Origin of the sequence: Mucilaginibacter sp., from assembly GCF_041660805.1 — a bacterium.
Lineage (GTDB): Bacteria > Bacteroidota > Bacteroidia > Sphingobacteriales > Sphingobacteriaceae > Mucilaginibacter.
This window is the reverse complement of sequence record NZ_JBAZVP010000001.1, coordinates 1-26,130: the sequence shown is the minus strand read 5'-3', so window position 1 is coordinate 26,130 and position 26,130 is coordinate 1. Positions and strand designations below refer to the sequence as shown.

General features: G+C 49.2%; 27 protein-coding genes. 22 read left to right on the top strand and 5 right to left on the bottom strand.

Annotated features, from left to right (window positions below):
- Positions 1-155: 155 nt before the first annotated feature.
- Complete coding sequence (locus WC743_RS00135) at positions 156-617, bottom strand: 5-fold beta-flower protein (protein ID WP_373009684.1); 462 nt, start codon at positions 615-617, stop codon at positions 156-158.
- A gap of 176 nt (positions 618-793) precedes the next feature.
- On the opposite strand from WC743_RS00135, the gene WC743_RS00130 reads away from it, so the two are divergent.
- From WC743_RS00130 to WC743_RS00030, 21 genes are all read left to right on the top strand, one after another.
- Positions 794-1,192 carry a hypothetical protein gene (locus tag WC743_RS00130; protein ID WP_373009683.1) on the top strand — a complete coding sequence of 133 codons (399 nt, stop codon included), beginning with the start codon at positions 794-796 and terminating at the stop codon, positions 1,190-1,192.
- Positions 1,193-1,309: 117 nt separating this feature from the next.
- On the top strand, positions 1,310-1,813 hold the full coding sequence (locus tag WC743_RS00125; protein ID WP_373009682.1) for a DUF3347 domain-containing protein: 504 nt from the start codon (positions 1,310-1,312) through the stop codon (positions 1,811-1,813).
- 40 nt (positions 1,814-1,853) lie between these two features.
- Complete coding sequence (locus WC743_RS00120) at positions 1,854-4,049, top strand: multicopper oxidase domain-containing protein (RefSeq protein ID WP_373009681.1); 2,196 nt, start codon at positions 1,854-1,856, stop codon at positions 4,047-4,049.
- Between the two features lie 40 nt (positions 4,050-4,089).
- Positions 4,090-6,144 (top strand): copper-translocating P-type ATPase, encoded by a 2,055-nt coding sequence (locus WC743_RS00115; RefSeq protein ID WP_373009680.1) that lies wholly within the window; start codon positions 4,090-4,092, stop codon positions 6,142-6,144.
- A gap of 279 nt (positions 6,145-6,423) precedes the next feature.
- Entirely contained in the window at positions 6,424-6,603 is a 180-nt protein-coding gene (locus WC743_RS00110; protein ID WP_256539440.1) for a histone H1, read from the top strand.
- A 411-nt stretch (positions 6,604-7,014) separates the two neighbouring features.
- Positions 7,015-7,827 carry a DUF2249 domain-containing protein gene (locus WC743_RS00105; protein WP_373009679.1) on the top strand — a complete coding sequence of 271 codons (813 nt, stop codon included), beginning with the start codon at positions 7,015-7,017 and terminating at the stop codon, positions 7,825-7,827.
- Positions 7,824-9,110 (top strand): hypothetical protein, encoded by a 1,287-nt coding sequence (locus tag WC743_RS00100; protein WP_373009678.1) that lies wholly within the window; start codon positions 7,824-7,826, stop codon positions 9,108-9,110. The genes WC743_RS00105 and WC743_RS00100 overlap by 4 nt, the downstream gene beginning before the upstream one ends.
- Complete coding sequence (locus WC743_RS00095) at positions 9,097-9,429, top strand: metal-sulfur cluster assembly factor (RefSeq protein WP_373009676.1); 333 nt, start codon at positions 9,097-9,099, stop codon at positions 9,427-9,429. Before WC743_RS00100 ends, WC743_RS00095 begins: the two co-directional genes overlap by 14 nt.
- A complete protein-coding gene (locus WC743_RS00090; protein WP_373009674.1) occupies positions 9,429-10,622 on the top strand; it encodes a hypothetical protein in 1,194 nt (397 codons plus the stop codon). Before WC743_RS00095 ends, WC743_RS00090 begins: the two co-directional genes overlap by 1 nt.
- Before the next feature lie 96 nt (positions 10,623-10,718).
- Entirely contained in the window at positions 10,719-13,274 is a 2,556-nt protein-coding gene (locus tag WC743_RS00085) for an adenosylcobalamin-dependent ribonucleoside-diphosphate reductase (RefSeq protein ID WP_373009673.1), read from the top strand.
- Between the two features lie 153 nt (positions 13,275-13,427).
- The gene (gene ric / locus WC743_RS00080; RefSeq protein ID WP_373009672.1) at positions 13,428-14,378 is read left to right on the top strand and encodes an iron-sulfur cluster repair di-iron protein; all 951 of its coding nucleotides are present in this window, start codon (positions 13,428-13,430) and stop codon (positions 14,376-14,378) included.
- 41 nt (positions 14,379-14,419) lie between these two features.
- Positions 14,420-14,848 (top strand): Rrf2 family transcriptional regulator, encoded by a 429-nt coding sequence (locus tag WC743_RS00075; RefSeq protein WP_373009671.1) that lies wholly within the window; start codon positions 14,420-14,422, stop codon positions 14,846-14,848.
- 135 nt (positions 14,849-14,983) lie between these two features.
- On the top strand, positions 14,984-15,478 hold the full coding sequence (locus WC743_RS00070; protein WP_373009670.1) for a cytochrome c family protein: 495 nt from the start codon (positions 14,984-14,986) through the stop codon (positions 15,476-15,478).
- A 19-nt stretch (positions 15,479-15,497) separates the two neighbouring features.
- Positions 15,498-17,480, top strand: a complete 1,983-nt coding sequence (nosZ, locus tag WC743_RS00065; RefSeq protein WP_373009669.1) for a Sec-dependent nitrous-oxide reductase — start codon at positions 15,498-15,500, stop codon at positions 17,478-17,480.
- A gap of 59 nt (positions 17,481-17,539) precedes the next feature.
- On the top strand, positions 17,540-18,115 hold the full coding sequence (locus WC743_RS00060) for a hypothetical protein (RefSeq protein WP_373009668.1): 576 nt from the start codon (positions 17,540-17,542) through the stop codon (positions 18,113-18,115).
- Positions 18,112-18,546 carry a nitrous oxide reductase accessory protein NosL gene (locus WC743_RS00055; protein ID WP_373009667.1) on the top strand — a complete coding sequence of 145 codons (435 nt, stop codon included), beginning with the start codon at positions 18,112-18,114 and terminating at the stop codon, positions 18,544-18,546. The genes WC743_RS00060 and WC743_RS00055 overlap by 4 nt, the downstream gene beginning before the upstream one ends.
- Complete coding sequence (locus tag WC743_RS00050; protein ID WP_373009666.1) at positions 18,546-19,778, top strand: nitrous oxide reductase family maturation protein NosD; 1,233 nt, start codon at positions 18,546-18,548, stop codon at positions 19,776-19,778. Before WC743_RS00055 ends, WC743_RS00050 begins: the two co-directional genes overlap by 1 nt.
- Positions 19,766-20,482: an ABC transporter ATP-binding protein gene (locus WC743_RS00045; RefSeq protein ID WP_373009665.1), complete on the top strand. Its 717-nt coding sequence runs from the start codon at positions 19,766-19,768 to the stop codon at positions 20,480-20,482. The genes WC743_RS00050 and WC743_RS00045 overlap by 13 nt, the downstream gene beginning before the upstream one ends.
- Positions 20,476-21,243 carry an ABC transporter permease subunit gene (locus WC743_RS00040; protein ID WP_373009664.1) on the top strand — a complete coding sequence of 256 codons (768 nt, stop codon included), beginning with the start codon at positions 20,476-20,478 and terminating at the stop codon, positions 21,241-21,243. The genes WC743_RS00045 and WC743_RS00040 overlap by 7 nt, the downstream gene beginning before the upstream one ends.
- Entirely contained in the window at positions 21,243-21,644 is a 402-nt protein-coding gene (locus tag WC743_RS00035) for a hypothetical protein (RefSeq protein WP_373009663.1), read from the top strand. Before WC743_RS00040 ends, WC743_RS00035 begins: the two co-directional genes overlap by 1 nt.
- Positions 21,645-21,648: 4 nt before the next feature.
- Positions 21,649-22,350, top strand: a complete 702-nt coding sequence (locus WC743_RS00030; protein WP_373009662.1) for a Crp/Fnr family transcriptional regulator — start codon at positions 21,649-21,651, stop codon at positions 22,348-22,350.
- A 143-nt stretch (positions 22,351-22,493) separates the two neighbouring features.
- On the opposite strand, the gene WC743_RS00025 is transcribed toward WC743_RS00030, so the two are convergent.
- On the bottom strand, positions 22,494-23,186 hold the full coding sequence (locus tag WC743_RS00025; RefSeq protein ID WP_373009661.1) for an OmpW family protein: 693 nt from the start codon (positions 23,184-23,186) through the stop codon (positions 22,494-22,496).
- Between the two features lie 489 nt (positions 23,187-23,675).
- Here WC743_RS00025 and WC743_RS00020 point away from each other — a divergent pair, with 489 nt between their 5' ends.
- Positions 23,676-23,894, top strand: a complete 219-nt coding sequence (locus tag WC743_RS00020; RefSeq protein ID WP_256539422.1) for a hypothetical protein — start codon at positions 23,676-23,678, stop codon at positions 23,892-23,894.
- Positions 23,895-24,083: 189 nt separating this feature from the next.
- Here WC743_RS00020 and WC743_RS00015 read toward each other — a convergent pair whose 3' ends face one another.
- From WC743_RS00015 to WC743_RS00005, 3 genes are all read right to left on the bottom strand, one after another.
- The gene (locus tag WC743_RS00015) at positions 24,084-24,491 is read right to left on the bottom strand and encodes a hypothetical protein (protein ID WP_373009660.1); all 408 of its coding nucleotides are present in this window, start codon (positions 24,489-24,491) and stop codon (positions 24,084-24,086) included.
- 137 nt (positions 24,492-24,628) lie between these two features.
- Positions 24,629-25,378: a TIGR00730 family Rossman fold protein gene (locus WC743_RS00010; RefSeq protein WP_373009659.1), complete on the bottom strand. Its 750-nt coding sequence runs from the start codon at positions 25,376-25,378 to the stop codon at positions 24,629-24,631.
- An 11-nt stretch (positions 25,379-25,389) separates the two neighbouring features.
- A partial coding sequence (locus tag WC743_RS00005) for a hypothetical protein (RefSeq protein ID WP_373009658.1) occupies positions 25,390-26,130 on the bottom strand: 741 nt, incomplete at its 5' end.

Genomic DNA, 26,130 nt, shown 5'->3' with positions numbered 1-26,130 from the left:
TTCCCGATGCCGGCGATAGCGATCAGACCAGATCTTTTGCGTAACAGTTCGCACAATTTAAAAGCGTCACCGGCATTATGCTCAGCCAGTTAAGCTATCCGGACAGTGACAGCGAGGCCTATAATTTAAAGGGTGCCGCCTCCGTACCCTTTAAATTAATTTATGGGACGGGGTGTGTTTTTCTCTTTCAAAAAAAGGCAATGGGCTGCACAGGCATGTAATTTGTAATTTTTATGCGTTGTTCCTAAATTATGTCCCTGCGGATCCAATATCTCGCACTCTTCTGCACCTTTGTCTTTTACGGTCAGTATCGTTTCGCCGTTATTGTTTAAGTAAAAGCCGTTCTTTTTTGCCTTTCCTAGTTTATTTCCCTTGGCATCAATGACGTTACCATCCTTGTCAATAAAGTAAATGGTTTCCCCTTTAATATTCCTGACGATATTGTTCTTGCCGATATGTCCGAGAAGTGTACCTCCATGATCATGTATACCGCCTTTTTTGTCGATACGAATGATTGTCGAAGTGGCTTTTGCCGGCGCTTTTTGCGCGAATACGGTAGTAACGGTCAGCAATAGCAGCGCCGCTACAGCTAATACAGTGGTGTGGATCTTTTTCATGATTGTTTTTTTACAAAACAACTTGAAAACAACCTGTAATTAACTGATCAACAGCATATAAAAAGATGATCTTCGTCATTAGGCGCTATGCCCGAACGGCCTATTTTAGCATTAAATTATAAAAGGAAAACGGAATTATATAAACGCCGTTCGCATTTATTGCTGATATTTATATTGTGATTAAAAAACTGTTCGTCACCTTTATAACTGTGCTATACCTGGGTGTTTCTTCCGGGGCGACCCTGCATTACCAGTATTGCATGGGGCACTTGATCAAAGTCAGCCTGTGGCATGGTCATACAAAAAAGTGCGACACCTGCGGTATGGAGCGCAAAGAAAAAGCTGCTAAAGAGTGTTGTACCCACCAGCATCAGTTACTTAAATCGGACAAAAGCAGTTCGCCGAGCTATACCCATATCAGTTTGGGTACGAGCACAGGTCTACCGATTGGTGAGCCCTTTCGTTTTGTCGGCAGCACCATAATTACGGTGGCAGCTAAGCCGTTTATCAAACAAGCACCGCCACCCCAAATTGCTGTGCCTCTCTTTCTGCGTAACTGCGCCTTTCGGATCTGATAATTTCTTCTGTCATTCCCTAGGGCCGAATCTGTATTGATAATCAGCCCCTGTTTCAAAATATAACCTTCTGCTAAGGCAGAAGCGCATTGTTTATACAATTAATTCTAAAGACAAATGAAAAAGATCCAAATTCTAATAGGCGCGATGATCGCGATATTTTCTATTTCCTCAGTTAGTGCGCAAGACAATGCGCCAAAAGATGAAGTTCTTAGTGCGTATTATGGCGTAAAAAATGCCCTCATCAGCGGTAATGCTGCAGCTACAAACGCCCAAGCAAAGGACCTTCTTGCTGCTATTACTGCGTTTCCGGCTGACCAGCTTTCGGCTGCTGACAAAACAAACTGGACAAAATATACTGCTAAGCTTCAGTTCGATGCCCGCCACATTGCTGAAAATAGCAATATCGCCCATCAGCGTGAGCATTTTGCCAGTTTATCTGAGAATATGTTTGCCCTGGTTAAGGCATTAAAATTGAATACGGCGGCGGTGTACTGGGCTTATTGTCCGATGAAAAAAAGCTATTGGCTAAGTGAAGCTGCAGCCATCAAAAATCCTTATTACGGTAATGAGATGCTTACCTGCGGTGGGGTAAACCAAACGCTTCCGGCGGCAAAATAAGTTCACAGGGCCGCCGTAATAGCGGCCCTTTTTAATAGAAATGATGAAAAAATTTATTTTATATGTTTTCACAATTCTGCTGGCGGTTCCTGCTTTTTCCCAGGATCATAAAATGGGTATGGGCAACACCGAAGGCAATAAACATCTCCCTTTCTTTACCAAAAAAGGTCATAGGGAGATATACCATTTGTATATCAACGATACTACGGTAAATTATACGGGTAAAAAGCGGCCTGCTATGGCGATCAACGGAACTATACCGGCTCCGCAGTTAACCTTCACAGAGGGCGATACCGCCGAAATTTATGTACACAATGAAATGATGATGGAAACCTCCATCCATTGGCACGGACTTATCCTGCCAAACCGTTATGACGGCGTTTCTTATTTAACCACCACCCCGATTGAAGGTGGGCAAACGCACTTATTTAAGTTTCCGCTCGTTCAGCATGGTACTTATTGGTATCACTCTCATACCATGACGCAGGAACAAAGCGGCTTGTACGGCGCGTTTATTATCAATGAAAGAAAGCCATCGCCGGTTAAGGAATATACTTTAATGTTAAGTGACTGGACTGACGAAAACCCTGAGCAGGTGCAGCGCAGGTTACATAACGCGACAGACTGGTATGCTATTCGCAAAGGAAGCACCCAGGACTATCTGCAAGCTATCCAAACCGGACATTTGAAGACAAAACTGACTAACGAGTGGAAAAGAATGACCGCTATGGATGTGAGTGATGTTTATTATGACCGTTTTTTCAGTAACGGAAAGGCCGAAGATGCTGCGCCACAATTTAAAGCGGGTGACCGGGTAAAGCTGCGTGTGATCAATGGCAGTTCGTCTACCTATTTCTGGCTTGGCTGGGCTGGTGGAAAGATCAGCGTAGTCGCCAATGATGGGGAGGATGTGCAGCCCGTTACGGTTGACCGTATGATTGTTGGCGTTGCCGAAACCTATGATGTTGAAGTCACTATCCCAAGGGATGGCAGCTACGAGTTTTTAGCCACATCGGAAGACCGGACAAGGTATACCTCGTTATGGCTGGGAAGCGGCGAAAAGAAGCCGGCGAAGAAGTTACCCAGGCTGAAATATTTTGAAGGTATGCAAATGATGAACGACATGATGGACATGAAGGGCAACATGAAAGAAATGCCGGGCATGAAGATGACCAACCAGGTAATGGACATGAATATGGTGATGTATGCTGAAATGAACGACGGGGAGCCCCATGTCACGCTTAAATATACCATGCTGAAATCTGTTCGACCGACCACGTTGCCATCAGGCCCGACAAAACTATTGAACTTTGAGCTGACCGGTAATATGAACCGCTATGTATGGTCCATCAATAACAAAACCGTATCTGAGACAGACAAGATCCTGATCAAAAAAGGGGAAAACGTGCGCATTGTCTTATACAATAATACAATGATGCGCCATCCGATGCACCTGCACGGCCACTACTTTCGGGTGTTGAATGGGCAGGGCGAGTATTCACCATTGAAGAATACGCTCGATATTATGCCCATGGAAAAAGATACCATAGAATTCCGTGCAACGGAAAGTGGTGATTGGTTTTTTCATTGCCATATCCTTTACCATATGATGAGCGGTATGGGCCGGATTTTTAGTTACGAAAATTCACCACCAAATCCCGAGGTACCTGACCCGGTTGCAGGGTTTAAAAAGATCGCGGCGGACGATCGTAAATTTTATGCCGCTGCTGAGGTAGGATTGGAATCCAACGGTAGCGATGGCAATGCATCATTAGCCAACACCAGGTGGAAATTTTCGACTATGTGGCATCTGGGTTTAAACAAAAGCAAAGGCTACGAAAGCGAAACCATGTTCGGGCGCTACTTTGGCCGGATGCAATGGCTATATGCTTATGCCGGATTTGACTATCACTATAAGAAGACAGATGAACTGGAAACAAATATGTTTGGCCAGGTAAGCAATAAGAATAACCGCCATACTGTAGTCGCGGGTCTGGCTTACACCTTACCATTCCTGTTTGTTGCCGATGCCCGCATAGACGGCAACGGGAAATTGAGATTTCAGTTAGGGCGTGAAGATATACCCCTGACGAGCCGCCTAAGGTGGACTTTGGTTGGTAATACAGATAAAGAATATAGTACAGGACTGCGTTATATTATCAACGAAAACTTCTCCATATCCAGTCACTATGATAGTGATATGGGTTTAGGCGGAGGATTAACATTGATCTACTAAAAGCATGAATTAATAATGATTAAACCGTAAAATAAAAGTTATGGAACATCACGATCATCAGCACAACATGCATAAGCATGAACAACAACATACAAATGAACATCATCATGATGGGCACCATATGGACCACAATGCCATGGGCCATCCAGGGCATGACCATGACGCAATGATCAAGGATTTCCGGAAGCGGTTTTACGTGGTATTGGCATTGACTTTACCGATCCTGTTACTGTCCAAGATGATCCAGCACTGGCTACATCTGCATGTATCGTTCATAGGTGATCAGTATGTTCTGTTCGCTTTATCGACGGTGGTTTTTATTTATGGTGGCTGGCCATTTCTGAGTGGCTGGCTGGCTGAAATGAAAGCGAAAAATCCCGGCATGATGACGTTGATCGGTTTCGCCATATCTGTTGCCTATGCCTACAGCACTGCCATCATCTTTGGATTGCAGGGGATGGATTTCTTTTGGGAGTTGAATACATTGATCCTGATCATGTTGTTGGGGCATTGGATAGAAATGCGATCCGTGGCCGGTGCGTCGCGCGAACTTGAGCTGCTGGTTCAATTGATGCCATCCACCGCGCACCTGGTCAACGGTGAAAATGTCGAAGATGTGCAAACGGAAAATTTGAAGGAAAACGATCTTATTCTGATCAAGCCCGGAGAAAAGATTGCGGCTGACGGTATGGTTGAGGATGGCGAAAGCTATCTGAATGAGTCGATGCTGACCGGAGAATCTGCCCCAGTGCAGAAGATAAAGGGACAGAAGGTTATTGCCGGTTCGGTAAACGGCAACGGGGCATTGAAGGTCAGGGTGATGCACAGCGGAAAAGATTCCTACCTTTTTAAAGTGGTGGAATTGGTACGCAATGCGCAGGATGCCAAATCCAATACACAGCTTTTAGCAGACAAAGCCGCCCGCTGGCTAACCGTTATAGCGCTATTAGCCGGCATAGTCACATTCGTGGTATGGATAAGCCTGGGACGCGACCTTGCATTTGCTATGGAACGCATGGTTACGGTTATCGTTATTTGCTGCCCGCACGCACTCGGACTGGCTGTACCGCTGGTTGTGGCGAGATCGACAGCCTTATCGGCACAGCACGGCCTTTTGATCAAAAACAGGACGGCTTTTGAAAACTCAAGGAAGATCACTTCCGTTGTATTTGACAAGACCGGAACGTTGACTAAAGGGAAGTTTGAAGTAGCCAGGGTCGTCCTTACCGGCAATACTGTGGCAAACGAAGACGAACTGATCGGACTGGCCGGTGCACTGGAAGCCAATTCCGAGCACCCTATTGCGACAGGCATTTTGAGTGAAGTAAGAAAGCGGGGGTTGACTTTATTAAAAGCTGATCAATTTAACGCCCTTACAGGAAAAGGCATTGAAGCCACTGTAGAGCATAAAAGGGTTAAAGTGGTTAGTCCCGGCTACCTGAAAGATAACGGCCTTAAACTTCCTGAAAATGCGGGTATTGCCGGTAACGAAACAGTGGTATTTGTATTACTAAATGATCAATTAGCTGGTTTCATCGCCCTTGCTGATGCCATCAGGCCGGAATCAGCGGATGCGATCGCTACGCTCCATGAAAACGGTATAAGGTCCATCCTACTAACAGGCGATAACCAGCAGGTGGCTGAAAGTGTTAGCAAGCAACTGAAAATGGACGGTTTTTTTGCGGAAGTATTACCACACCAGAAGTTAGAAAAGATCAAAGAGTTGCAGCGGCAGGGCGGGTTTATTGCGATGACTGGCGACGGTGTAAACGATGCACCTGCACTTGCCCAGGCAGATATTGGCATTGCTGTGGCTTCGGGCAGTGATATCGCTGCCGAAACAGCCGGGATCGTTCTGGTAAACAGCAATCCAAAGGACATTGTAAATCTGATCCTGTTTGGCAAAGCAACCTATCGGAAAATGATGCAAAACTTGGTTTGGGCCACGGGTTATAACATAATTACGTTGCCATTGGCCGCCGGGGTATTGTATAACCAGGGAATTTTACTAAGTCCGGCAATAGGCGCTGTCCTAATGACTGTCAGTACGGTTGTTGTGGCTATAAACGCTGGTTTATTAAAAGTTAAAAGTTGATCCCATCACCCCTGTAACGCAAATCAAAGGACCGAATAGGTATCGCATAGTCATTTTCGTTCCTATTTGGTCTTTTACGCCGACGCGTGGGCGTTTGGGGTACATGCCCCAGCACATCAGCCTGGTTCAAGCTAACCCTCTTTTAAAGAGACAGAAATTTTTTGTTATAACGAGCCAGCCATGAAGGCCCCCGAAGCAGGCTCCATTTTTATTTTGGAAGTTTTATTCAAAATGTCACCTTTGCTGGATATAACAGCATAAAACATTTAACAAATTATCATGGAAAAATTCAATTCATTAAAAGAACTGATCGCGCATGCGGAATCGGACGCCGCATCTTTTTACGAAAAAGGCAATAAAGCGGCCGGAACAAGGTTAAGGAACGCGATGCAGCAACTTAAAGTGGTGGCAACCGAGATCAGGAAAGAAGTTAGCGACAAAAAGAACGAAGGAAAATAATCAACACGATGTTGTTTTGGGTAAAAGCCTGCTTTTTAAGCGGGCTTTTTTTGTGCTGATGGTCCTGTAATATATGACCAGGACGGAATCTTGTCTTGCAGCCGCCGGCGAGCCGGTTGTTGCAAGCGCCGCTCATTTGACGGCCCTGCCGCTTCGCCCTGAAACCGCCCCGGCTATGCCCGGGGCATTTCAGCGGGCCGCCAGACAAGCTGCACTTGCTGTCCTGTCGCGGTTTTCATATGGCATCTTCGGTAAACGACTTGTGTCAAAAGGAGACCAGTAAAAGACGGATTGTTCATCTGTTATGACGCACAAATGTGGTGTCCCGGGATGGTTTGTTGAAAAGTCACCACAAAACATGATATGGGTCATATTTTAAGCATAAAAAACAGTTCATTTTTGTAAATGCAAATGACTATCGACGCCAATACCAAGATCAGCGAGTTACTCCGGTTCGACCGTGACCTGGTTATCAAAACCCTGATCAGCCTTAACAGCAAATTTGCAAAACTCAGAAACCCGGTCTTACGGCAACTGCTGGTCAAACGGGTAAGTATCTCCGATGCCTGCAAAATTTCCAACACACCCCTCTCAGATTTTTTGCACAGCATGGAGCAGATCGGATTTCAGGTAATCCGGGGAGCGGCTGCTGATAATGCGTTGCCTTTGAACACCGCGTTTATCGAGCAGGAGGATTACCTCGAACTGGATGTCCGGCCGATCCTTGCCAAAGACAAGGACCCGCTGAAGGAGATTCTGGCCGCGATCAATTCGCTTGGACCCGGACAGGGATTGAAGCTGATCAATACCTTCGAGCCTCTGCCGCTTATTCACCTGTTAACGGCTAAAGGTTTTGCCCATCGCGTGGTTTTTGAAAAGCCGGATCTGGTGATCACCTTTTTTAATCAGGCAGATACCGGTACCGGTACGATTGACGTTCCGGCAAACCCCGAATCCTTCGTGGACGATGCGCTGTTTGACCGGGTTCTGGCGGGATTCCGCCCGGAGCAGGTCAGCTACCTGGATGTGCGAGCACTTGAAATGCCAAAGCCGATGCTGGCCATCCTGGAACATACGCCCGGATTGACTAAAGGAGAGGCTTTGTTCGTTTACCATAAAAAGATCCCGGTATACCTGCTTCCCGAACTGGAAAAGCAAGGCCTCAGCTACCTCTTCAAAAATATCGCGCCGGGTAATGTGCACTTATTGATCTTCCTCAAATGACCGCAATCAAACAAAAACCAGGTCTGTACAATATCGTCGTAACACATTACGTACTTGCGGCCTGCTGTTTCCTGATCTTATCCGTGATGATGCTGTTATCCGTAAAGGCTTTTACAGGCCACTATTTCCATCCGCATATCCTGGCTGTCACCCACCTGGCGGCGCTGGGCTGGGGAACCATGATCATTTTAGGTGCGTCGTACCAGTTGATTCCCGTCGTCCTCGAAACGAATCTTTACAGTATAAAACTGGCCTGGCTGAGCTTTGTGCTTTTTGTGCCGGGGATGGCCGGTCTTATTTATTCCTTCTGGGTGTTTGTGCCCGGTATACACATGCAATGCGGTGCCATCTTGTTGCTGCTCAGCATTGTTTTGTTTACGGTCAATGTCTATCTTACCGGCCGGAAGAAACAGCAACAGACGATCCAGGAAGATTTCATTTTCAGCGCCTGCATCTGCCTTTGCCTGACCGTAGCCCTGGGGGTCGCACTCGTCTTCAATTTTACGCTGCAGCTATTCCCGCAGGATCAGCTGCATTTTCTCCGCATCCATGCGCACATGGGTCTGGTCGGCTGGTTCCTGCTCATGCTGATCGGTGTAAGTTCCAAGCTGGTGCCGATGTTCCTCGTATCTTCTTACCAGGAAACCAGACTGCTGACCTGGAGTTATTATTTGATTGTTGGTGCATTGTTGTGTTTCCTGGTCGATGCCTATTTTTCTGGCCTCAGTTACCGGACTTACCTCCTATTGCTGGCCGGCGGTGCCGGGCTCAGCTGTTATTTCATTTTCCTGTATAAATGCCTGCGATCCCGCCTGCGTAAACAGATCGACCTTCCAATGCTGATCAGCTTCCTTTCTTTTATTATCCTGAAAATCGCCGTGTTGATGGTGCCGTTCATTATCTATTTTCACCTCAAACATAACCCGGCGACCCTCCGGTTTTCCATGGCCTACGGCCAATTGATGTTGATGGGCTGGATCACCCCGCTGATACTGGGTCAGACCTTTAAAACCCTGCCTTTCATTGTTTGGGTGAGGCACTACGAACACCTGACCGGTAAATTCAGTACCCCGATGCCGTCCGACCTGTTCGCCGGTCACCTGCTGAAAGCCCAGACCATTGCGTTTGTGATCTTTTGCCTGACTTTTATGCCGGGCTGTTATTTCATGCTTATTCCGCTGATCTATACCGGCGGGGCCGCGCTGGTCATCACCGCACTGCTTTATTTAGCCAATGTAGGTATCGTCATTTTTCACAAAACCCGTACTTATGGCCAACTTTGATATTACCGATCCGTTATCCTTTATGAAGGCGGAGGTTCTGGAAACCCTCCGGCTGGTCATTGATCCTGAGCTTCACATCAATATAATAGACCTCGGCCTTGTCTACGGCGTCGCCATTGATGCCGCTAAGCGTACGATCCTTGTCACCATGACCCTTTCCTCAGCGTACTGCCCAATGGGGGAAAGCATTGTATCGGCGGTGAAGAACTGCATCGAAGGGCATTATATCGGCTATACGGCTACCGTTGAACTGGTATGGCAACCTGTATGGTCTTACGACAGCATTACCGGGGAAGGTAAGCGATTATTGGGCATCTGATGGCCCGGCTGCCTAACCTGAACTACGCGCGTCTGGCCGTGCTGAATTTCATTGTCCTGAGCGTATGGGGCCTTGCTTTGCGTTATATGCAATTGGGGATGCTGCCTTTTAACTACCAGTATTTGTTACACGCCCATTCCCATTTCGCCTTTTCGGGCTGGATGTTCCTGACCATTGCTTACCTCCTTGCCCGTCTTTGCTGCGGCGAACGGTTGAACGACGGTTTCCGCCATGTGCTGCTCGCTGCACAGGTCAGCGCCTGGGGAATGCTGGTCAGTTTTTCATGGCAGGGATATAAAATTGTTTCCATCAGCTTTTCAAGCCTGTTTGTCATTGCCGGTTTTCGTTTGGCGTACCTGGTCATTAAAAACCCGCGGCTGCGCTCAAACGTAAACAGCGCCGCCTTTACACTCATCCGCGGGGCCATGATCCTGCTTTGTCTGTCGGCACTGGGCCCTTTTGCGCTCGGCCCCCTGTCGGTATTGGGCCTGAAGGCCGGCCCCTGGTACCAGGATGCCATCTATTTTTACCTTCATTTCCAAATGAACGGCTTCATGGAACTGGCCGCGCTGGGCCTGTTGGCCGCAAATTTACCGCTGGAAAGGATTGCACGCACCGACCTGCACTGGTTCAGGCTGTTCCTGTTTTCGACCCTGCCGTTATTTTTTATTTTCACCTTATGGGCGCAGCACGGGATATGGGCGGGGATACTTGCCGGTGCCGGTGCTGCCCTCAACTTGCTCAGCTGGCTTGCGATCATGCACCGGCACCGAAAACATCAGGATGCTCTTTCCTTTCTTCAGAAAGTGGCGCTGCTGGCGCTGACCATAAAATGCCTGCTGCAACTGGCGGTCTGTATACCGCTGATCGGCGATTGGGCATTTTTGAACCGTAACCTGATCATCGGCTACATTCACCTGCTGACACTCGGTATCCTGATGCCCCTGCTGATCGAACAGCTCGCCGGGATCGAAGCATTCCGTTCCGGAGTACTGTTTGTTTGGCTGAAATATATCTATGTCGCCCTCGCAGCCATTTATTTGGCCCTGTTATTCCTGCAGCCGCTGCTTGCGCTTTGGGCGGTATCCATCCCCCATTACCAGCCTTTACTGTTGTGCCTTTGCGCCGCATTTTTATTATTCGGCGTCGGCCTACTCACCCTGGTCAAACAAAATAATAATCCGCGGATATGACCCGCGTCACTTTTCGACCGGGTAAAAAAAAGCAAGTTTGTACGGGTCAATATGCCCCGCCCGGGCTTGCAAAATGATCAACAAGAACCAGAAATTATGATAAATGTCGCCAAACCTGAAAACCCCGTCAAGATTTACACGGCTGATGAAGCCTACCAGCTTTCGCTCGCTTATTTCAACGGTGATGAGCTGGCGGCGCGGGTGTGGGTGAATAAATATGCGCTCAAGGATTCTTCCGGCGCGATCTATGAAGCTACGCCTGATGATATGCACCACCGCATCGCGGCTGAACTTGCGCGTATCGAGCAGCGGTACCCAAACCCATTACCGGAAGCGGAGATTTTTGACCTGATACGCAATTTTAAGTACCTCATTCCACAGGGCAGTCCTATGACCGGGATCGGTAACCCCTATCAGGTCGCCTCGCTTTCCAACTGTTTCGTCATCGGCCATGAAGGGGTAGCTGATTCGTACGGCGGAATTTTCAAGATCGACCAGGAACAGGTACAGCTGATGAAAAGGCGTGGTGGTGTAGGTCATGACCTTTCTTATATCCGCCCGAAAGGATCTCCTGTAAAAAACTCAGCGCTCACCTCGACCGGCCTCGTGCCATTCATGGAGCGCTTCTCCAATTCTACACGTGAAGTGGCGCAGGACGGCCGGCGCGGAGCACTCATGCTATCGGTCGCTGTCCGGCATCCGGACGCAGCAGACTTTATTGACGCCAAGCTGGAACAGGGCAAAGTGACCGGCGCCAATGTGTCGGTCCGCCTCGATGATGAATTTATGCAGGCCGTTGAGGCGGGAACCTCCTACCGGCAGCAATACCCAATAGAAAGTGTATCGCCCCTGATTGAAAAAAAGATCGACCCGTTGCCGCTTTGGAATAAGATCGTCCATAATGCCTGGCGCTCCGCCGAGCCCGGGATCCTGTTCTGGGATACGATCATCCGGGAATCGCTCCCTGATTGTTATGCTGATCTGGGTTTTAAGACGGTATCGACAAACCCCTGCGGCGAAATCCCGCTATGTCCATATGATTCCTGCCGTTTACTTGCCGTCAACCTGTTCAGCTACGTCGACCAGCCCTTTACCATTCAGGCATCCTTCAATTGGGACCTTTTTAAAAAACATGTTCATTCCGCACAGCGCATTATGGATGATATAATTGACCTCGAACTGGAAAAGATCGACCTGATCCTGCAAAAAATCTCCGCTGATCCTGAATCAGAAGAGCTGAAACGCACGGAAATATTGCTTTGGCAAAAGGTCCGCACCAAAGCGACGGAAGGTCGCCGGACCGGCATTGGCATCACTGCCGAGGGCGATATGCTCGCTGCGCTTGGCCTGCGGTATGGCAGCGCGGCAGGGACAGAATTTGCGGTCGGCGTGCACCGGGCGCTTGCCCTGGAAACCTACCGGGGTTCCGTCGGTACAGCCAAAGAACGCGGCGCTTTCCCTTTATTCGATGCGGAACGTGAAAAGAACAATCCATTCCTACTGCGACTGGCAGCAGCGGACCCGGAGCTGTACTACGAAATGACCGAACATGGCCGTCGCAATATCGCCTTGCTCACGATTGCTCCAACAGGAACAGCCAGCCTGATGTCGCAGACCAGTTCCGGTATCGAACCTGTATTTATGCCGGTCTACAAACGCCGCCGCAAAGTGAACCCCAATGACCAGGATGCCCGCGTGGATTTCATTGACGAGGTTGGTGACTCCTGGGAAGAATACCTGGTCTTTCATCATCGATTCAAACAATGGATGATGGTGAACGGCCATGATTTGAATAAGAACTACAAGCAGCAGGAAATGGATGAACTGATCGGCCTTTCACCTTATTTTAAGTCCACCTCCAATGATGTTGATTACCTGAAAAAGGTGGAAATGCAGGGACGGATCCAGCAATGGGTCGATCATTCCATCAGCGTGACCATTAATATGCCCGCCGGGGTGACGGAAGAACTGGTCGGGCGATTGTACATGGCGGCCTGGAAAGCCGGCTGTAAGGGCCTGACAGTCTATCGTGACGGCTCACGCTCCGGTGTGCTGATCGCTAATACCGAAGGCAAGCCTGCCGCTGAGCCTGGTGCACCCCCCTTTTTGCCAACAAAACGGCCGCCGGTGCTGGAGGCCGGTATTGTCCGCTTCCATAACGATAAGGATAAATGGATCGCGTTTATCGGCCTGCTCGGCGGTAAACCCTATGAGATCTTCACCGGCCTGGCTGACGATGAGGACGGCATCCTTATACCGGCCTGGGTTGACCACGGACATATTCTTAAAAGTCGTGAGCCTGACGGTAATTCCCGCTATGACTTTCAGTATAGTAACCGCTACGGGCATAAGACCACCATCGAGGGCCTGTCTTATAAATTTAATCCGGAATACTGGAACTACGCCAAACTGATATCCGGGACCCTGCGCCATGGCATGCCCATTGAGAAGGTCGTCGATCTTATCGGCACCCTGCAACTGGATGAATCGATCAACACCTGGAAAAACGGAGTCGCCCGCGCCCTTAAAAAGTTTATACCGGATGGCACCCGGGTAAGCCGGCAGCTATGCCAGAACTGCCAGTCAGCCAATCTGCACTACCAGGAAGGCTGCCTGACCTGTAAGGATTGCGGCTCCTCCAAATGCGGTTAAAACCGAAATATTGTTCCATTTTCAACGCGCTGTTTCTTTACAGCGCGTTTTTTTTTGTCTTTATTTTTTCTCCCCGGGACCTTAGTGATGAGCGTCACTTTTTAAACTAACAATAAAAGATATGTTTGTCTTTTATTATTTAAACATCAAAAAATGGAAGTATTAGACATTCTCGACGTAACGGTGATCGAACCAAGGTTCAAGCATCCGACCATCTTCGACAAATTTGATTCGCTGCAGGGCGGCGAAGCTTTTATTATTCACAACGACCACGATCCAAAACCACTTTACTACCAGCTGTTGGCCGAAAGAGGCCAGGTTTTTCACTGGGACTACCTGGAAAACGGACCGGAAGTTTGGCAGGTAAAAATCGCAAAAAAGACCGAACCGGAAAATGCGGAAACGATCGGGCAGATTGTAGCCAAAGATTATCGCAAGGCGCAGGTATTCAAAAAGCTGGGTATCGATTTTTGCTGCGGCGGCAAAAAAACCATTGCCGAGGCCTGCGAGAAAAAGGGGCTCGATCCTGCCGAGGTTGAGCGGCAGCTGGAAGCAGTGAAAGGGGAATCAGCCAACAGCGAGAACGATTTCCAGAACTGGGACATCGGTTTCCTGAGTGATTATATTATCAACACCCATCACCGCTACGTGCGCGACAACACGCCGTTCATCCTGGAGATCGCCCAAAAAGTAGCCCGCGTACACGGCGACCGGCATCCGGAACTGGTGCAGGTGGCTCAGTTATTTGAAAAGATCGGCAACGACCTGATCCTCCACATGGTCAAGGAAGAAAAGATCCTGTTCCCTTTTATTAAAGAGCTCGCACAGGTCTATAATACCGGCGGCCTGCTGCCTGCGGCAAACTTCGGCAGGATATCGGTGCCGATCCAGGTCATGGACAGTGAACACGAGCAGGTCGGCGGAGACTTCGAAACGATTCGGAGGATAACCGGTAATTACACCTTGCCCGCAGATGCCTGCAGCTCGTACACCATTCTATTCAAAAAACTGGAAGAATACGAAAACGACCTGCACCGCCACGTGCACCTGGAAAGCAATATCCTTTTTCCTAAAGCCATACAGCTGGAAAAGGAATTGTCCTAGTCGTCCGTAATAGTTCAGGTTCGCAAATCCAAAACCGGAAAATGATACTATCCAAAACCTGTGAATATGCCATCCGGGCGACCGTCTACGTCGCTTTGAAAAGCAGCCGCGGTGAAAAGGCCGGCATCATCGAGGTAGCCCGGGCCATCGGATCGCCGATGCATTTTACCGGTAAGATCCTGCAAACCCTGGTTCGCAAAAAGATCCTCTCCTCAGCCAAGGGACCGACCGGCGGCTTCTACCTGGAGAATGGCGACCGCCTGTTCCTGATTGACATTGTGCGCGCCATTGATGGCAACGGGCTCTTCACCTCCTGTGTGCTTGGGCTGGAGCGCTGCTCAGCAGTGCAGCCCTGCCCGATGCATGAGCAGGTCAAGCCGATCAGGGACATGCTGCACGACGAATTTTCCAGGACACCGGTTACCGAACTGGTTTCGGGCTTTGGCGCCAACGGATATTTTTTGAAATAAAAAAATTTGAACCAGTAAAAGACACTGTAATACATTCGGTAGCCAAAACATGATACAGATCATATTTTAAACTGAGGGTGGTCACGTACCGGCCCCTGACTTACCGATAATTTTAACCCATCAAAATTCATCAAAATGAAAACTCAAAAAACCTTATTTCTCGCCGCACTGCTGGCCGGAATGACACTCCTGTTCGCCTGCGGGCAATCTAACGGCGGATCTGAAACTGACACCGCCGCATCAGCACCGGAAACTGCTGCCGCCAGTGCGGACGTGGATCCCGAAGCCAAAAGTGACAGTAAAGGTATAGGCAAATTTACAAATGTAAAACTGGATGCACTGGACCCGGCCATGGCCGCCAAAGGGGAGGCTGTTTTTACCGCCAAATGTTCTGCCTGTCATAAGATGACCGATCAGAAAATTGTGGGGCCGGGCCTGCTGGGCGTTACCAAAAGACGTACACCTGAATGGATCATGAACCAGATCACGAACCCGGTGGAGATGGCGGCGAAGGACCCGGTGGGCAAAGCGCTGCTGGAAAAACACCTGACCCAGATGACCTTTCAGGATGTCACCGACGAACAGACCCGCCAGCTTCTGGAATACTTCAGGAAAAACGACAGTAAATAATTCAAAACGATAAAGAATCATGAAATTTTCAAACTATAAAATACTCATACCCGCTTTGGCCTTGCTGGCCGGCAGCACCATGCCCGGTTGCAAACCGGGCAAAGCCGGTTCTTCCGTAGATGCCGATGCCGCACAAAAAGTATATGTCGCGCCGGGTAAATATGACGAGATCTACACCTTTATGTCTGGTGGCTTTAGCGGCCAGGTGGCGGCCTACGGTATTCCTTCAGGTAGGCTGCTGAAAGTGATCCCGGTATTTTCACAGAATCCGGAAAACGGTTATGGTTATTCCGAAGAAACGAAGCCCATGCTGAACACTTCTCACGGCTTTGTGGCCTGGGACGACTCCCATCACCCGGAGCTTTCCAAAACCAACGGCGAGGACGACGGGCGCTGGCTGTTCATCAACGGGAACAATACACCGCGGATCGCCCGTATCGATCTTACCACGTTTAAAACAACAGAGATCATCGAATTGCCGAACATCGGCGGCAACCACGCTTCGCCATTCTGTACCGAAAATACGGAATACGTAGTGGGTAACACCCGTTTCAGCCAGCCGCTGGACAATGCCGGCAACGATGTACCTATTGACAGTTATAAAAAGAACTTTAAAGGCGCGGTATCATTTGTAAAAGTGGATAAAGAAACCGGCGGGATGAAACTTGCTTTTCAACTGATCGTGCCGCCATTCAACTATGACCTGGCCCATGCCGGGAAAGGTCCCTCACACGACTGGATGTTCTTTACCTGCTACAATACCGAACAGGCGAATACGCTGCTGGAGGTAAATGCCAGCCAGCGCGATAAGGATTTTGTGATGGCCATCAACTGGAAAAAAGCCGAAGAACTGATACTGGCAGGCAAAGGCACCAAGATCCCGGTGAAATATGCCCACAATGTGTACAGTGATAAAACTCATAGCGCCACCTCAACCATTGAAAAGGAAACACAAATTTTGGACGTGACCAAATTTCCGGGCCTGGTGTATTATATGCCCTGCCCGAAATCCCCGCACGGCGTTGATGTGACACCGGATGGTGAGAGTATTGTAGCCAGTGGTAAACTGGCCGCTGTGATCCCGGTATTCTCTTATAAAAAGATGCTGGACGCGATCGCTAAAAAAGCGTACGATGGCATGATTGACGGTAACCTGCCCGTGCTGAAGTACGAAGCCGTTTTACGTGGTGAAGTAAAGAAACCCGGCCTTGGCCCGCTGCATACCGAATTTGATGATAAAGGTTTTGCTTATACCACCATGTTCGTATCGTCTGAAGTGGTAAAATGGAAAGTAGATAATTTGGAGATCATTGACCGGGCTCCGGTGTTTTATTCACCCGGCCACTTATCCATCCCCGGTGGCGATTCTAAAAAGCCCTATGGTAAATACGTTATCGTTATGGATAAGATCACCAAGGACCGTTACCTGCCTACCGGGCCCGAACTTTCACAGGCTGCGCAGTTGTTCGATATTTCGGGCAATAAAATGAAACTCCTGCTGGATTTTCCGACCATCGGCGAACCGCATTACGCCCAGTCGATCCCCGCGGATAAGATCGTAAAGAACCAGGTAAAATTCTTCAAACTGGCTGAAAACACCAATCCCTACGCGGTTAAATCCGAAAAGGAAACCAAGGTGGTCAGGACAGGGAAACGCGTGGATGTCTATATGACAGCGATGCGTTCACACCTGGCCCCGGATAATATCGAAGGAATACAGGTAGGTGACGATGTTTATATCCACATAACAAACCTTGAACAGGATTGGGACGTACCGCACGGGTTTGCCATTAAAGGCGCGAATAATGCGGAATTACTGATTATGCCGGGCGAAACCAGTACGCTGAAATGGAATCCATACCAGCAGGGGATTGTACCGTTCTACTGCACCGACTTTTGTTCTGCGCTGCATCAGGAAATGCAGGGTTACTTCAGGGTATCTCCGGCAGGCTCCAAAGTACCTGTTAAATTCTCTATCGGCGTGAACCCGGTAACTCAATAAACTTAACAACCATAGCATATAGTGCTCAGGCGCCATATGCTATGGTTAATTTATAGCTCATGAAACCGACTACAAGAATATTAATAGCCGCTGCCTGTTTGTTTATGCTGACTGCCTATTTCCTACCGCTATGGCATATTAATTTGGACGCGCCACAATACCCCGAGGGGCTGGAAATGAAGATCTGGCTGAACGGGCTCACGGGCAACATTGACCAGATCAACGGCCTGAACCACTATATAGGGATGAAGTTTATTTCAGAAGATGATTTTAAGGAGTTTAAGATTCTTCCTTATGTTTTCGGGGCGCTTACAGTCATCGGTATCGCCGCGGCCATTGCCAAAAGCCGCAAATTGCTATGGGTCTGGTTTATCGGTTTGTGCCTGTTTGCGATAGTGGGGTTCACCGATTTTTACATCTGGGAATATAATTACGGCCACCGGCTTAACCCGCATGCGGCTATAAAAGTAGAAGGAATGAACTACCAGCCGCCCCTTTTTGGTTACAAGCAACTGCTCAACTTTACCGCCGGATCATTACCCGATACCGGAGGTATACTGGTGGGTATCGGGGGCTTATTAGTCGCAGCAGCCCTTTTTTACAAACCGCGTTTATCGCTAAACCACACCAAATGAAACCGCTAAGTTTGATTACCCTTTGCTGCCTGCTGGCAGCCTGTAGCCACGGCCCCGAACCGATCTTATACGGCAAAGACGCCTGTACTCACTGTAAAATGACGATTATGGACAAACGTTTTGCCACCGAAGTGATCAGCGAGAAGGGCAAAATATACAAGTTTGACGCGGTGGAATGCATGGCGGGTTTTTTAAGGGAAAATCCCGCTGTCGCCAATGACCCGGAAAGCAGTTTGCTGGTCAATGATTTTGGGCATCCCGGAACTTTTTCCGACGCCCGCAAAGCCTGGTACCTCCATGATGCTTCGCTGGCTTCACCTATGGGTGGAAACCTTGCGGCTTTTATAAACCGACGGGCCGCGGAAGCCGCGCAGCAGGATAGCGCGGCCATCGTATCCGACTGGCCGGGTTTTATAAAACAAAACCGCTGATGAGAACACTGCTGCTGATCTTTTCCGGGTTGTTGTTACCCCTGATCCTGGCCGCCCGAACCATCCTGGTTGCACCGGGGACGCCGGTCAGTTCCTTGCGCCAGGCCGTTATGCTGTCCCAAAACGGCGATACGATCAGGGTAAAAAAAGGGGTTTATATCTCCCTGAACACCCTGATTGATAAATCACTCACTATACTTGGCGAAGGACAACCGGTATTGGACGCCCGTTTCCGGGAAGAGGTACTGACGATCACCGCCAGCCATGTCAAACTGGACGGTTTTACGGTGGTGAATACGAAAACCGGTTCCATGCGGGATTTCGCCGCGATCCGCCTGAGCAATGTCGAACAGGTAACGATCAGCAACAACATATTACGGAATAATTTCTTCGGAATATATTTATCCAACTGCCGCTTTATAAAAGTGCTGAATAACCGCATCACCGGCTCGAATGATATTGAGAATTCCGGTAACGGCATCCATTTATGGAAATGTAAGGAAGTACTGATCCGGGGAAACTACGTAACGAAGCATCGGGACGGCATCTATTTCGAATTCGCCAAAAAATGCCTGATCGAAAATAACCTCAGCGAAAAAAACATTCGTTACGGCCTGCACTTTATGTTCTCCGATGACGATACCTACCGCCACAACACCTTTAAGAATAACGGCTCCGGTGTTTCCGTCATGTACACCCGGCGTATCGCCATGCTGGATAATACGTTTATCGAGAACTGGGGAAGCACTATTTACGGCGTGCTGCTCAAAGAAATTACGGATGCCCGGATTGAAGGCAACCATTTTATCAGGAACACCACCGGTATTTACATGGAGAACTCAGACCGCATTACCGTGAAGCATAATGATTTTATCTCTAACGGCTGGGCCATGCGCGTGCTGGCCAGTTGCAGTAAGAACATCTTCACCCAAAATAACTATAAAGGAAACTCTTTCGACGTGACAACCAATGGCACTTTAAAAGAAATTTATTTCAATGTTAACTATTGGGATAAATATGAAGGCTACGACCTGAACAGGGACGGCACCGGCGATATACCTTACCGGCCGATCAGCCTTTACGCCCAGATCATTGAACAGAATCCCCAAAGTGTGATGCTGATGAGAAGTTTTATCGTCAACCTTATTGATAAGGTAGAACGTGCCATTCCCTCTGTTACGCCCGAATCTGTTAAAGACGAAAAACCAAGAATGAAACCATGGAAAAGATAATTGCGGTCGAAGGACTGAAAAAATCATTTGGCAGGCTGGAAGTGCTTAAAAACGTCAGCTGCGATTTCGCTGCCGGCGGGGTGGTATCCATACTCGGCCCGAACGCTTCCGGCAAAACCACGCTGATCAAGTCGATCCTCGGAATGGTGCTTCCCGATAGCGGCAGCATTCTGTTCAAGGGCAAATCCATACTAAATACGTTTGATTATAAAAGACACATCGGTTACATGCCGCAAATAGGTCATTACCCCGATAATATGCAGATCGGCCAGTTGTTTAAAATGGTTATGGATATCAGGCAGCAGGACGCGGTGGATACTGATCTGCTGAAAGCCTATCAACTCGAAGGCATGTATCAGAAAACAATGCGCACCTTATCAGGTGGTACGCTTCAGAAGGTAAGCGCGGCACTGGCTTTTATGTTCAGTCCCGATGTACTAATCCTCGATGAACCGTCTGCCGGCCTTGACCCGCTCGCCGCGGATGCGCTGAAGGAAAAGATCCTGGCCGAAAGGGCCAACGGCAAGCTGGTGCTGATCACCTCGCACATCCTCAGCGAGGCGGACGAGATATCTGACCATATCCTTTACCTCTTTGAAGGAAAGATCAAATTCTATAAAACATTGCCGGACCTGAAAATGGAGACAGGCGAACAAAAATTAAGCCGGGCGCTCACGCAGCTTTTAAGTACAACGTCATGTTAAAGATCGCTAAATACATTATCTTCGATATCATCAGGAGCAAAGTGCTGCTGGCCTACACCCTCTTACTATTAGCAATCAGCCTGACGATTTTCATGTCAGATGCGGATGTGACCAAGGGACTGGTAAGTATTACAACGGTTATTCTGATCATCGTACCGCTGGTCAGCATCGTTTACGCCACAACTTATTATTTCAACGCGGCAGAGTTTACCGAAATGCTGGTTTCACAACCCATCAGCAGGCGTAATATTTTACTGGGAAAATTCATCGGGATCAGCAGTTCCATTCTGCTCGCCTTCATCATCGGGGTTTGTATTCCCGTGTGTTTGTTTGCGTTTTCAGCCACTGGTATCACCTTAATGGTATCCGGCTGCCTGCTTACGCTTAGCTTTGTTTCTCTGGCTTTCCTTACATCTACAATTACCCGTGATAAGGCCAGAGGTATTGGCCTGGCATTAATGCTGTGGTTTTATTTTTCCATAATTTTCGATGGCCTCGTGCTATTGTTCCTGTATACCTTTGCAGATTACCCGCTGGAAAAAGCGATGATCATGCTAACCGCCCTAAACCCGATAGACCTTGCCCGGATACTGATCTTATTGCAGTTGGATATCTCCGCCCTGATGGGTTATACCGGCGCCCTTTACCAGCAGTTCTTTGGCAGCGGCTCAGGTATTATATTTTCACTCCTGATGCAACTGGTCTGGATCCTGGTACCCCTGTTTTTTGCTTTACGGATATTTAAAAAGAAAGACCTCTGATGAAAAGATTTTTTATATTTCTATTGCTGACGGTATGCGTTACCGCCGGCAATGCCTGGTGCCAGGATAAACTGGCACTGAATAACGGTGTTAAATGGAAAGTGGATAAGGTGACCGGCGCAAATGTAGCCGCCCTGCAGGCAATCGTTAAAGAAGCTGCAGGAACGGGTAATCTGATGCACTATAAAAAGGCCGGCGGTGCACTGCAAAAAGGCATCGCCAAAATGATCCGGGAGTGCAGGGTTAAAGGCGCAGACCATCAGGCCCTCCATCATTGGCTGGAACCTTTAATAGAACAGCTTAGCCTGCTGAACCAGGCCGAAGAGGCCCGGTCCGCTGAAAAAGCGTATATTACGATCACCATACGCTTAAAGTTATTCGACCAATATTTTACCGTCTGAAGCCATGTTCAAAACGCCGCTGAACTGCAACCTCGAAAAATGTTTCCTTTGCCGGCATACGCCGCCGGGGTTTCATCCAGCTATCGACCTGCATCACCGGAATCTGTCCTTTAAAAAAGGGGAAACGGTCTTTCGCGAAGGAGATCCCGTAACGGGTATATACTTTGTTTACACCGGTACGGCAAAAGTACATAAGCAATGGACAGCGGATAAAGAGCTCATCATTCGTTTCGCGGCAGGCGGAGCCATCATGGGGCACCGCGGCCTGGGCAGCAAGCTGGTTTATTCGGTTTCCGCCACGGCCGTCGAACCCCTTGTCCTGTGCTTTGTCGAACTCGAATTCTTCCGGGAAACCTTACAGACGAACAGCGCTTTGTGCTATCAGCTCATGGTTTTGTTTGCAGAAGAACTGGAAAATGCCGAACAGAAGATGCGTGATCTGGCACACATGCCTGTCAAGGGACGCGTTGCCCAGGCCCTGCTCCGGCTGGAAGAACAGTTCGGGACAAATGCCCTGGGTGCGATAGATTTTTGCATGGCCTGGACGGATCTTGCTGATTTTACCGCCGCTACCTACGAAACGGTCTTTCGGACCGTGCGGTTACTCATGCGTGAAGGAATGATCGCCGTGACCGGTAAGCAGATCACGCTGCTCGATCGCAACCGGTTGACGGAAGTTATCGCTAATTCAGTACCGGCCGCTTAGGCCGGTAACGTTTGAAAAACGGCCGGGCAGGTCTCCGCTTTTTAAAATGTAGCATGACGATGTCTATTCCAAAGGTTCCGGTAAAAACCAAAACCCCTCACATGCCGTCATGGAGGGGTTCCCAGGCATATTGTCACTGAAAACTATTTCAGGCGGTATCCGATGCCCACACCGATAACCCAAGGATTGATTTTTACATCAGCCTTGATGTTTTGCAAAACCGGTGCCAGCGCCGGGCTGCCGGATGGCGTCAGGTTAGCGGCATTGACCGTAGCGGTCGTTGACAACCAAAGCTTCTTCAAATCGATATTCAAAAACACCTTTTTATTCAGGTCAACATCCAGCCCTGCCTGCGCGGCAAAGGCAAACCTGTCTTTATAATCGATATCCTGCACCACCGTCCCCTTGTCCGCGCTATAAAAAATGGTATAATTGGCGCCCGCACCTACATAAGGTTTGAAAAAAGAACGCGTAGGCAAATGGTATTGCAGGTTCAACGTTGGTGGCAGCAGCCACACACTGCCTAGGCCAACCTCCGCGGATGAAGGACCGCCGATAGCGCTGAGGTCCGATCCGGTAGTTTTGACCGTGTGTTTCACGGTACCGAGGATCAGTTCGGCCGAAAAATTTCTGGCAAAAAAATAAGTGATGTCCAGTTCAGGCGCGAAGGAGTTGCTCAGGGTGATATTACCGCCGATGACGCTGATTGAGGCGCTTTCCTGCGGTACGACCGTGATCGCACGCAGCCGGAAATCCCACTCGTGTTTTTCCTGCGCAAAGGAATTCAGGGCCAAAAAAAGGCCGATAGGTGCTAAATAAAATTTGATTTTTTTCATATTATGTTCGAATTATAAAGCAAAGCTATCCGTCCAAAGCCCGGCCCGCCATGATAAACTTCAACCGGCTTCCTGATAGAAATCATTGCAGGAACCCCGGACGCTAATATGTGCGGGTGGTCACCATTTGGCGTTTGCTCAAACCCCTTTAATATTACCTGCTGGTAAAACTGTCGATGTCACGCCCGGGCTCACGGTTTTAGCTCAAGCCTTGCCAACCGGAGTAATGTAAAGTGGCGGACCACCCCGATGCCTGTACCAGCTTTTTGAACAGTAACGCCAGGTAAACCTACACCTCTCCGACCGGGTTTAACCGGTGATTTCCCATGGAAGTTCATGCCTTTCGATCAAAGTGCATGGGCACCGGAATGAGGTCCGTTTCACCCTCATTTTGGAGTTATTAAACGGGAAAATTACGGGGTGTCTTTTTTGTATAAACCGGTAAACACAATTTTAACCATTGCTTGTATCTATAAAAAAGGATGGGTTATGAACGCAAAATTTGCTATTGGCCTGGCTACCCTTTATCTGGTAGTCTACACCGGCTTGCTGGCAGCAGGCGTGCCACTCGCCCTGCAGGGCGCTTTGTTCACCGCCGCACCTGTCGTGCTGATATGGGCAGTTTACAGGGTATTAAAGGATAAATCTTTTCAGTACCCCGAACTTTCGAAGGACGAAGAATGGGGATACCTGGACGAGCCTCGTTAAGTGTCTTTTGGGATACTTGCAGTCTGTTCGTGGTTACCTGCTGTCCGTACCTGAATTCCGCTAAACAATCCGGAAGGTGGTACCGCGCGCTGCAAAAAGCGGTTCGCTGCCAAAGGATTGAAAAAAGAAAGGCGCACGTGAAGTTCACGGCGCCTCTCAGGGGTTTAATCAGAGCAGTTAATACTTCAATCAGAGTAGGATGTCTATGTCTGGCGCCTCCAGCACCAGGGCATAGACCTCCTGTTTAACCTCGCGAAACCGTTGAGTCAGCTTACTCATCAGCCGTTCCAGTTTTACCTGAACTTCGGTGAGCGCATCCGCATCCTCCGGGATAACATCCTCCGCCATCAGTTCCAGCTGTGTAAGCTGCCGGTCCAGCAGGTCGCCGTCAACCATTCTTTCCAGTTCCTGCAGGTCCTCGCCTGCCTTTACCAGTTTGCCGAACTGTGAATGGCCCTGCAAACGGCTCATGTAGCGGTCAAGTAATCGCTGCAAAAAGCCGCTTTCCAGCCTGAAAAATTCGAGGTCAGAGGACCATCTTCTGGCAATCACATAATATTGCAGCGGGCGGGACGAATTCAATAACATAGTATCCATAACATTTTTATTTGACAGGTTGCGGACGCTAAGATCGGCCCGGCTACGCTTTCCGCAAATGACGAAGATCAGTTTTGGAGGTGATCCCTGTCATTCCCGGGTTTCATAACCCGGACCGGGCAGTCACGTATCCTTTATCAGGCACGCTCGAACAGCCAGCGGAGCGGTTTTCTTTTTTGTTGAGGTTTCAGGCCAAATTTGCGGATACTGTTCGCACGGATAAGTTCAACCGCTTCCTCCAGGTCATCGGTGACCAGGAACAACCTGCTGTCTGCCTCTCCGATCGTGGCGTAACGCTGCATGACCGCGACGTGCTCCAGCAGTTCCCGGTGATATTCCCTGCCGAAGATAATAACCGGGAAATCATGGATCTTGTGTGTCTGGATCAGGGTCAGCGCCTCGAAGTACTCGTCCAGTGTGCCAAAGCCGCCGGGCATGACCACAAAGGCGAATGAATATTTGACCAGCAGTACTTTACGCAGGAAAAAATGGCGCATATATACCCATTTATCCAGGTAAGGATTAGGCTTTTGCTCCACGGGTAACTGGATATTGCAGCCTACTGACCTGCCCCCGGCTTCCCTGGCACCGCGGTTGGCGGCCTCCATCAGCCCCGGTCCCCCGCCCGTCAGGATCGTAAAACCCAGCCGGGCAAAGGCCGCGGCGGCGTTCCGCGTTTGTTCGTAATAAGGGTGGTCTTCGCCAAACCTGGCCGACCCGAAGACCGTGATACACGGCCCGATAAAATGCAGTGCCCGCAGCCCGCGTACCAGGTCAATCATCGTCTGCAATGCAAACTTCAGCTCTTTTAAGCGCGAACGCGGCCCGTCCAGGAACTGGATCTCGGTTTTAGTGTCGGCGTTTGGTGCTATGGTTAATGTGTTCATAAATCAAATGGTTATAAGGGGAAGATGAGCACAGGCACGGTGATGTCCGCCGGAAGCGTGTCGCCGATACGCCGGCCGATCAGCTCTTCAAAATGATAACGGTGGTTAACAAAAACCAGCAGGTCCTGCTGCATGCCATGAACCAGTACATCTACGGCTTTGTGCAGGTCCCGTTCCCGGATATTATTCAATACTACCTTTTTGTGATGCGTATGCGGCACCACGTCTTTGCAGAAGAGCTCTTCTGCATAACTCTCGGCGATATCGGCCAGGCCCCTGGCGGACAAATGAGCAATGGTCAGCCCCGCATCCAGCGCAGTGCAGACCTCACCCACATAACGTAATACCTGATTCCGGCAATAGCGCAGGTCGGCCAGATAAGCGATCCGCTCCGGCAGGTGGTTTGTCCAGCTTTGCGGCACCAGCAATAAGGGGCAGCGCACACGGTTTAATACGGACTGAATATTCAGTTTCAGCGCCACGCAGCCCGCGGGCGACTGGTCCGGCATGCCTTCGACGAGCAGCCAGATCTCTTTCCGGTTGATCATCGCGATAAGATCATCCAGTGGATACGCGGAAATATCCAGTTCTGAAATCTTGGGGACATATCCATCCGATTGTCCGTTAAGTTCGCAAAGCCTGTTCATGGGACTGCTATCCGGATCTTCAGTTGTCACCCCTGCCAGGACCGGCTGCCCCTTTGTTAACTGTTGCGCCTTTACCGTAGTGGCCAGGAGCAAATCTGCATGGAC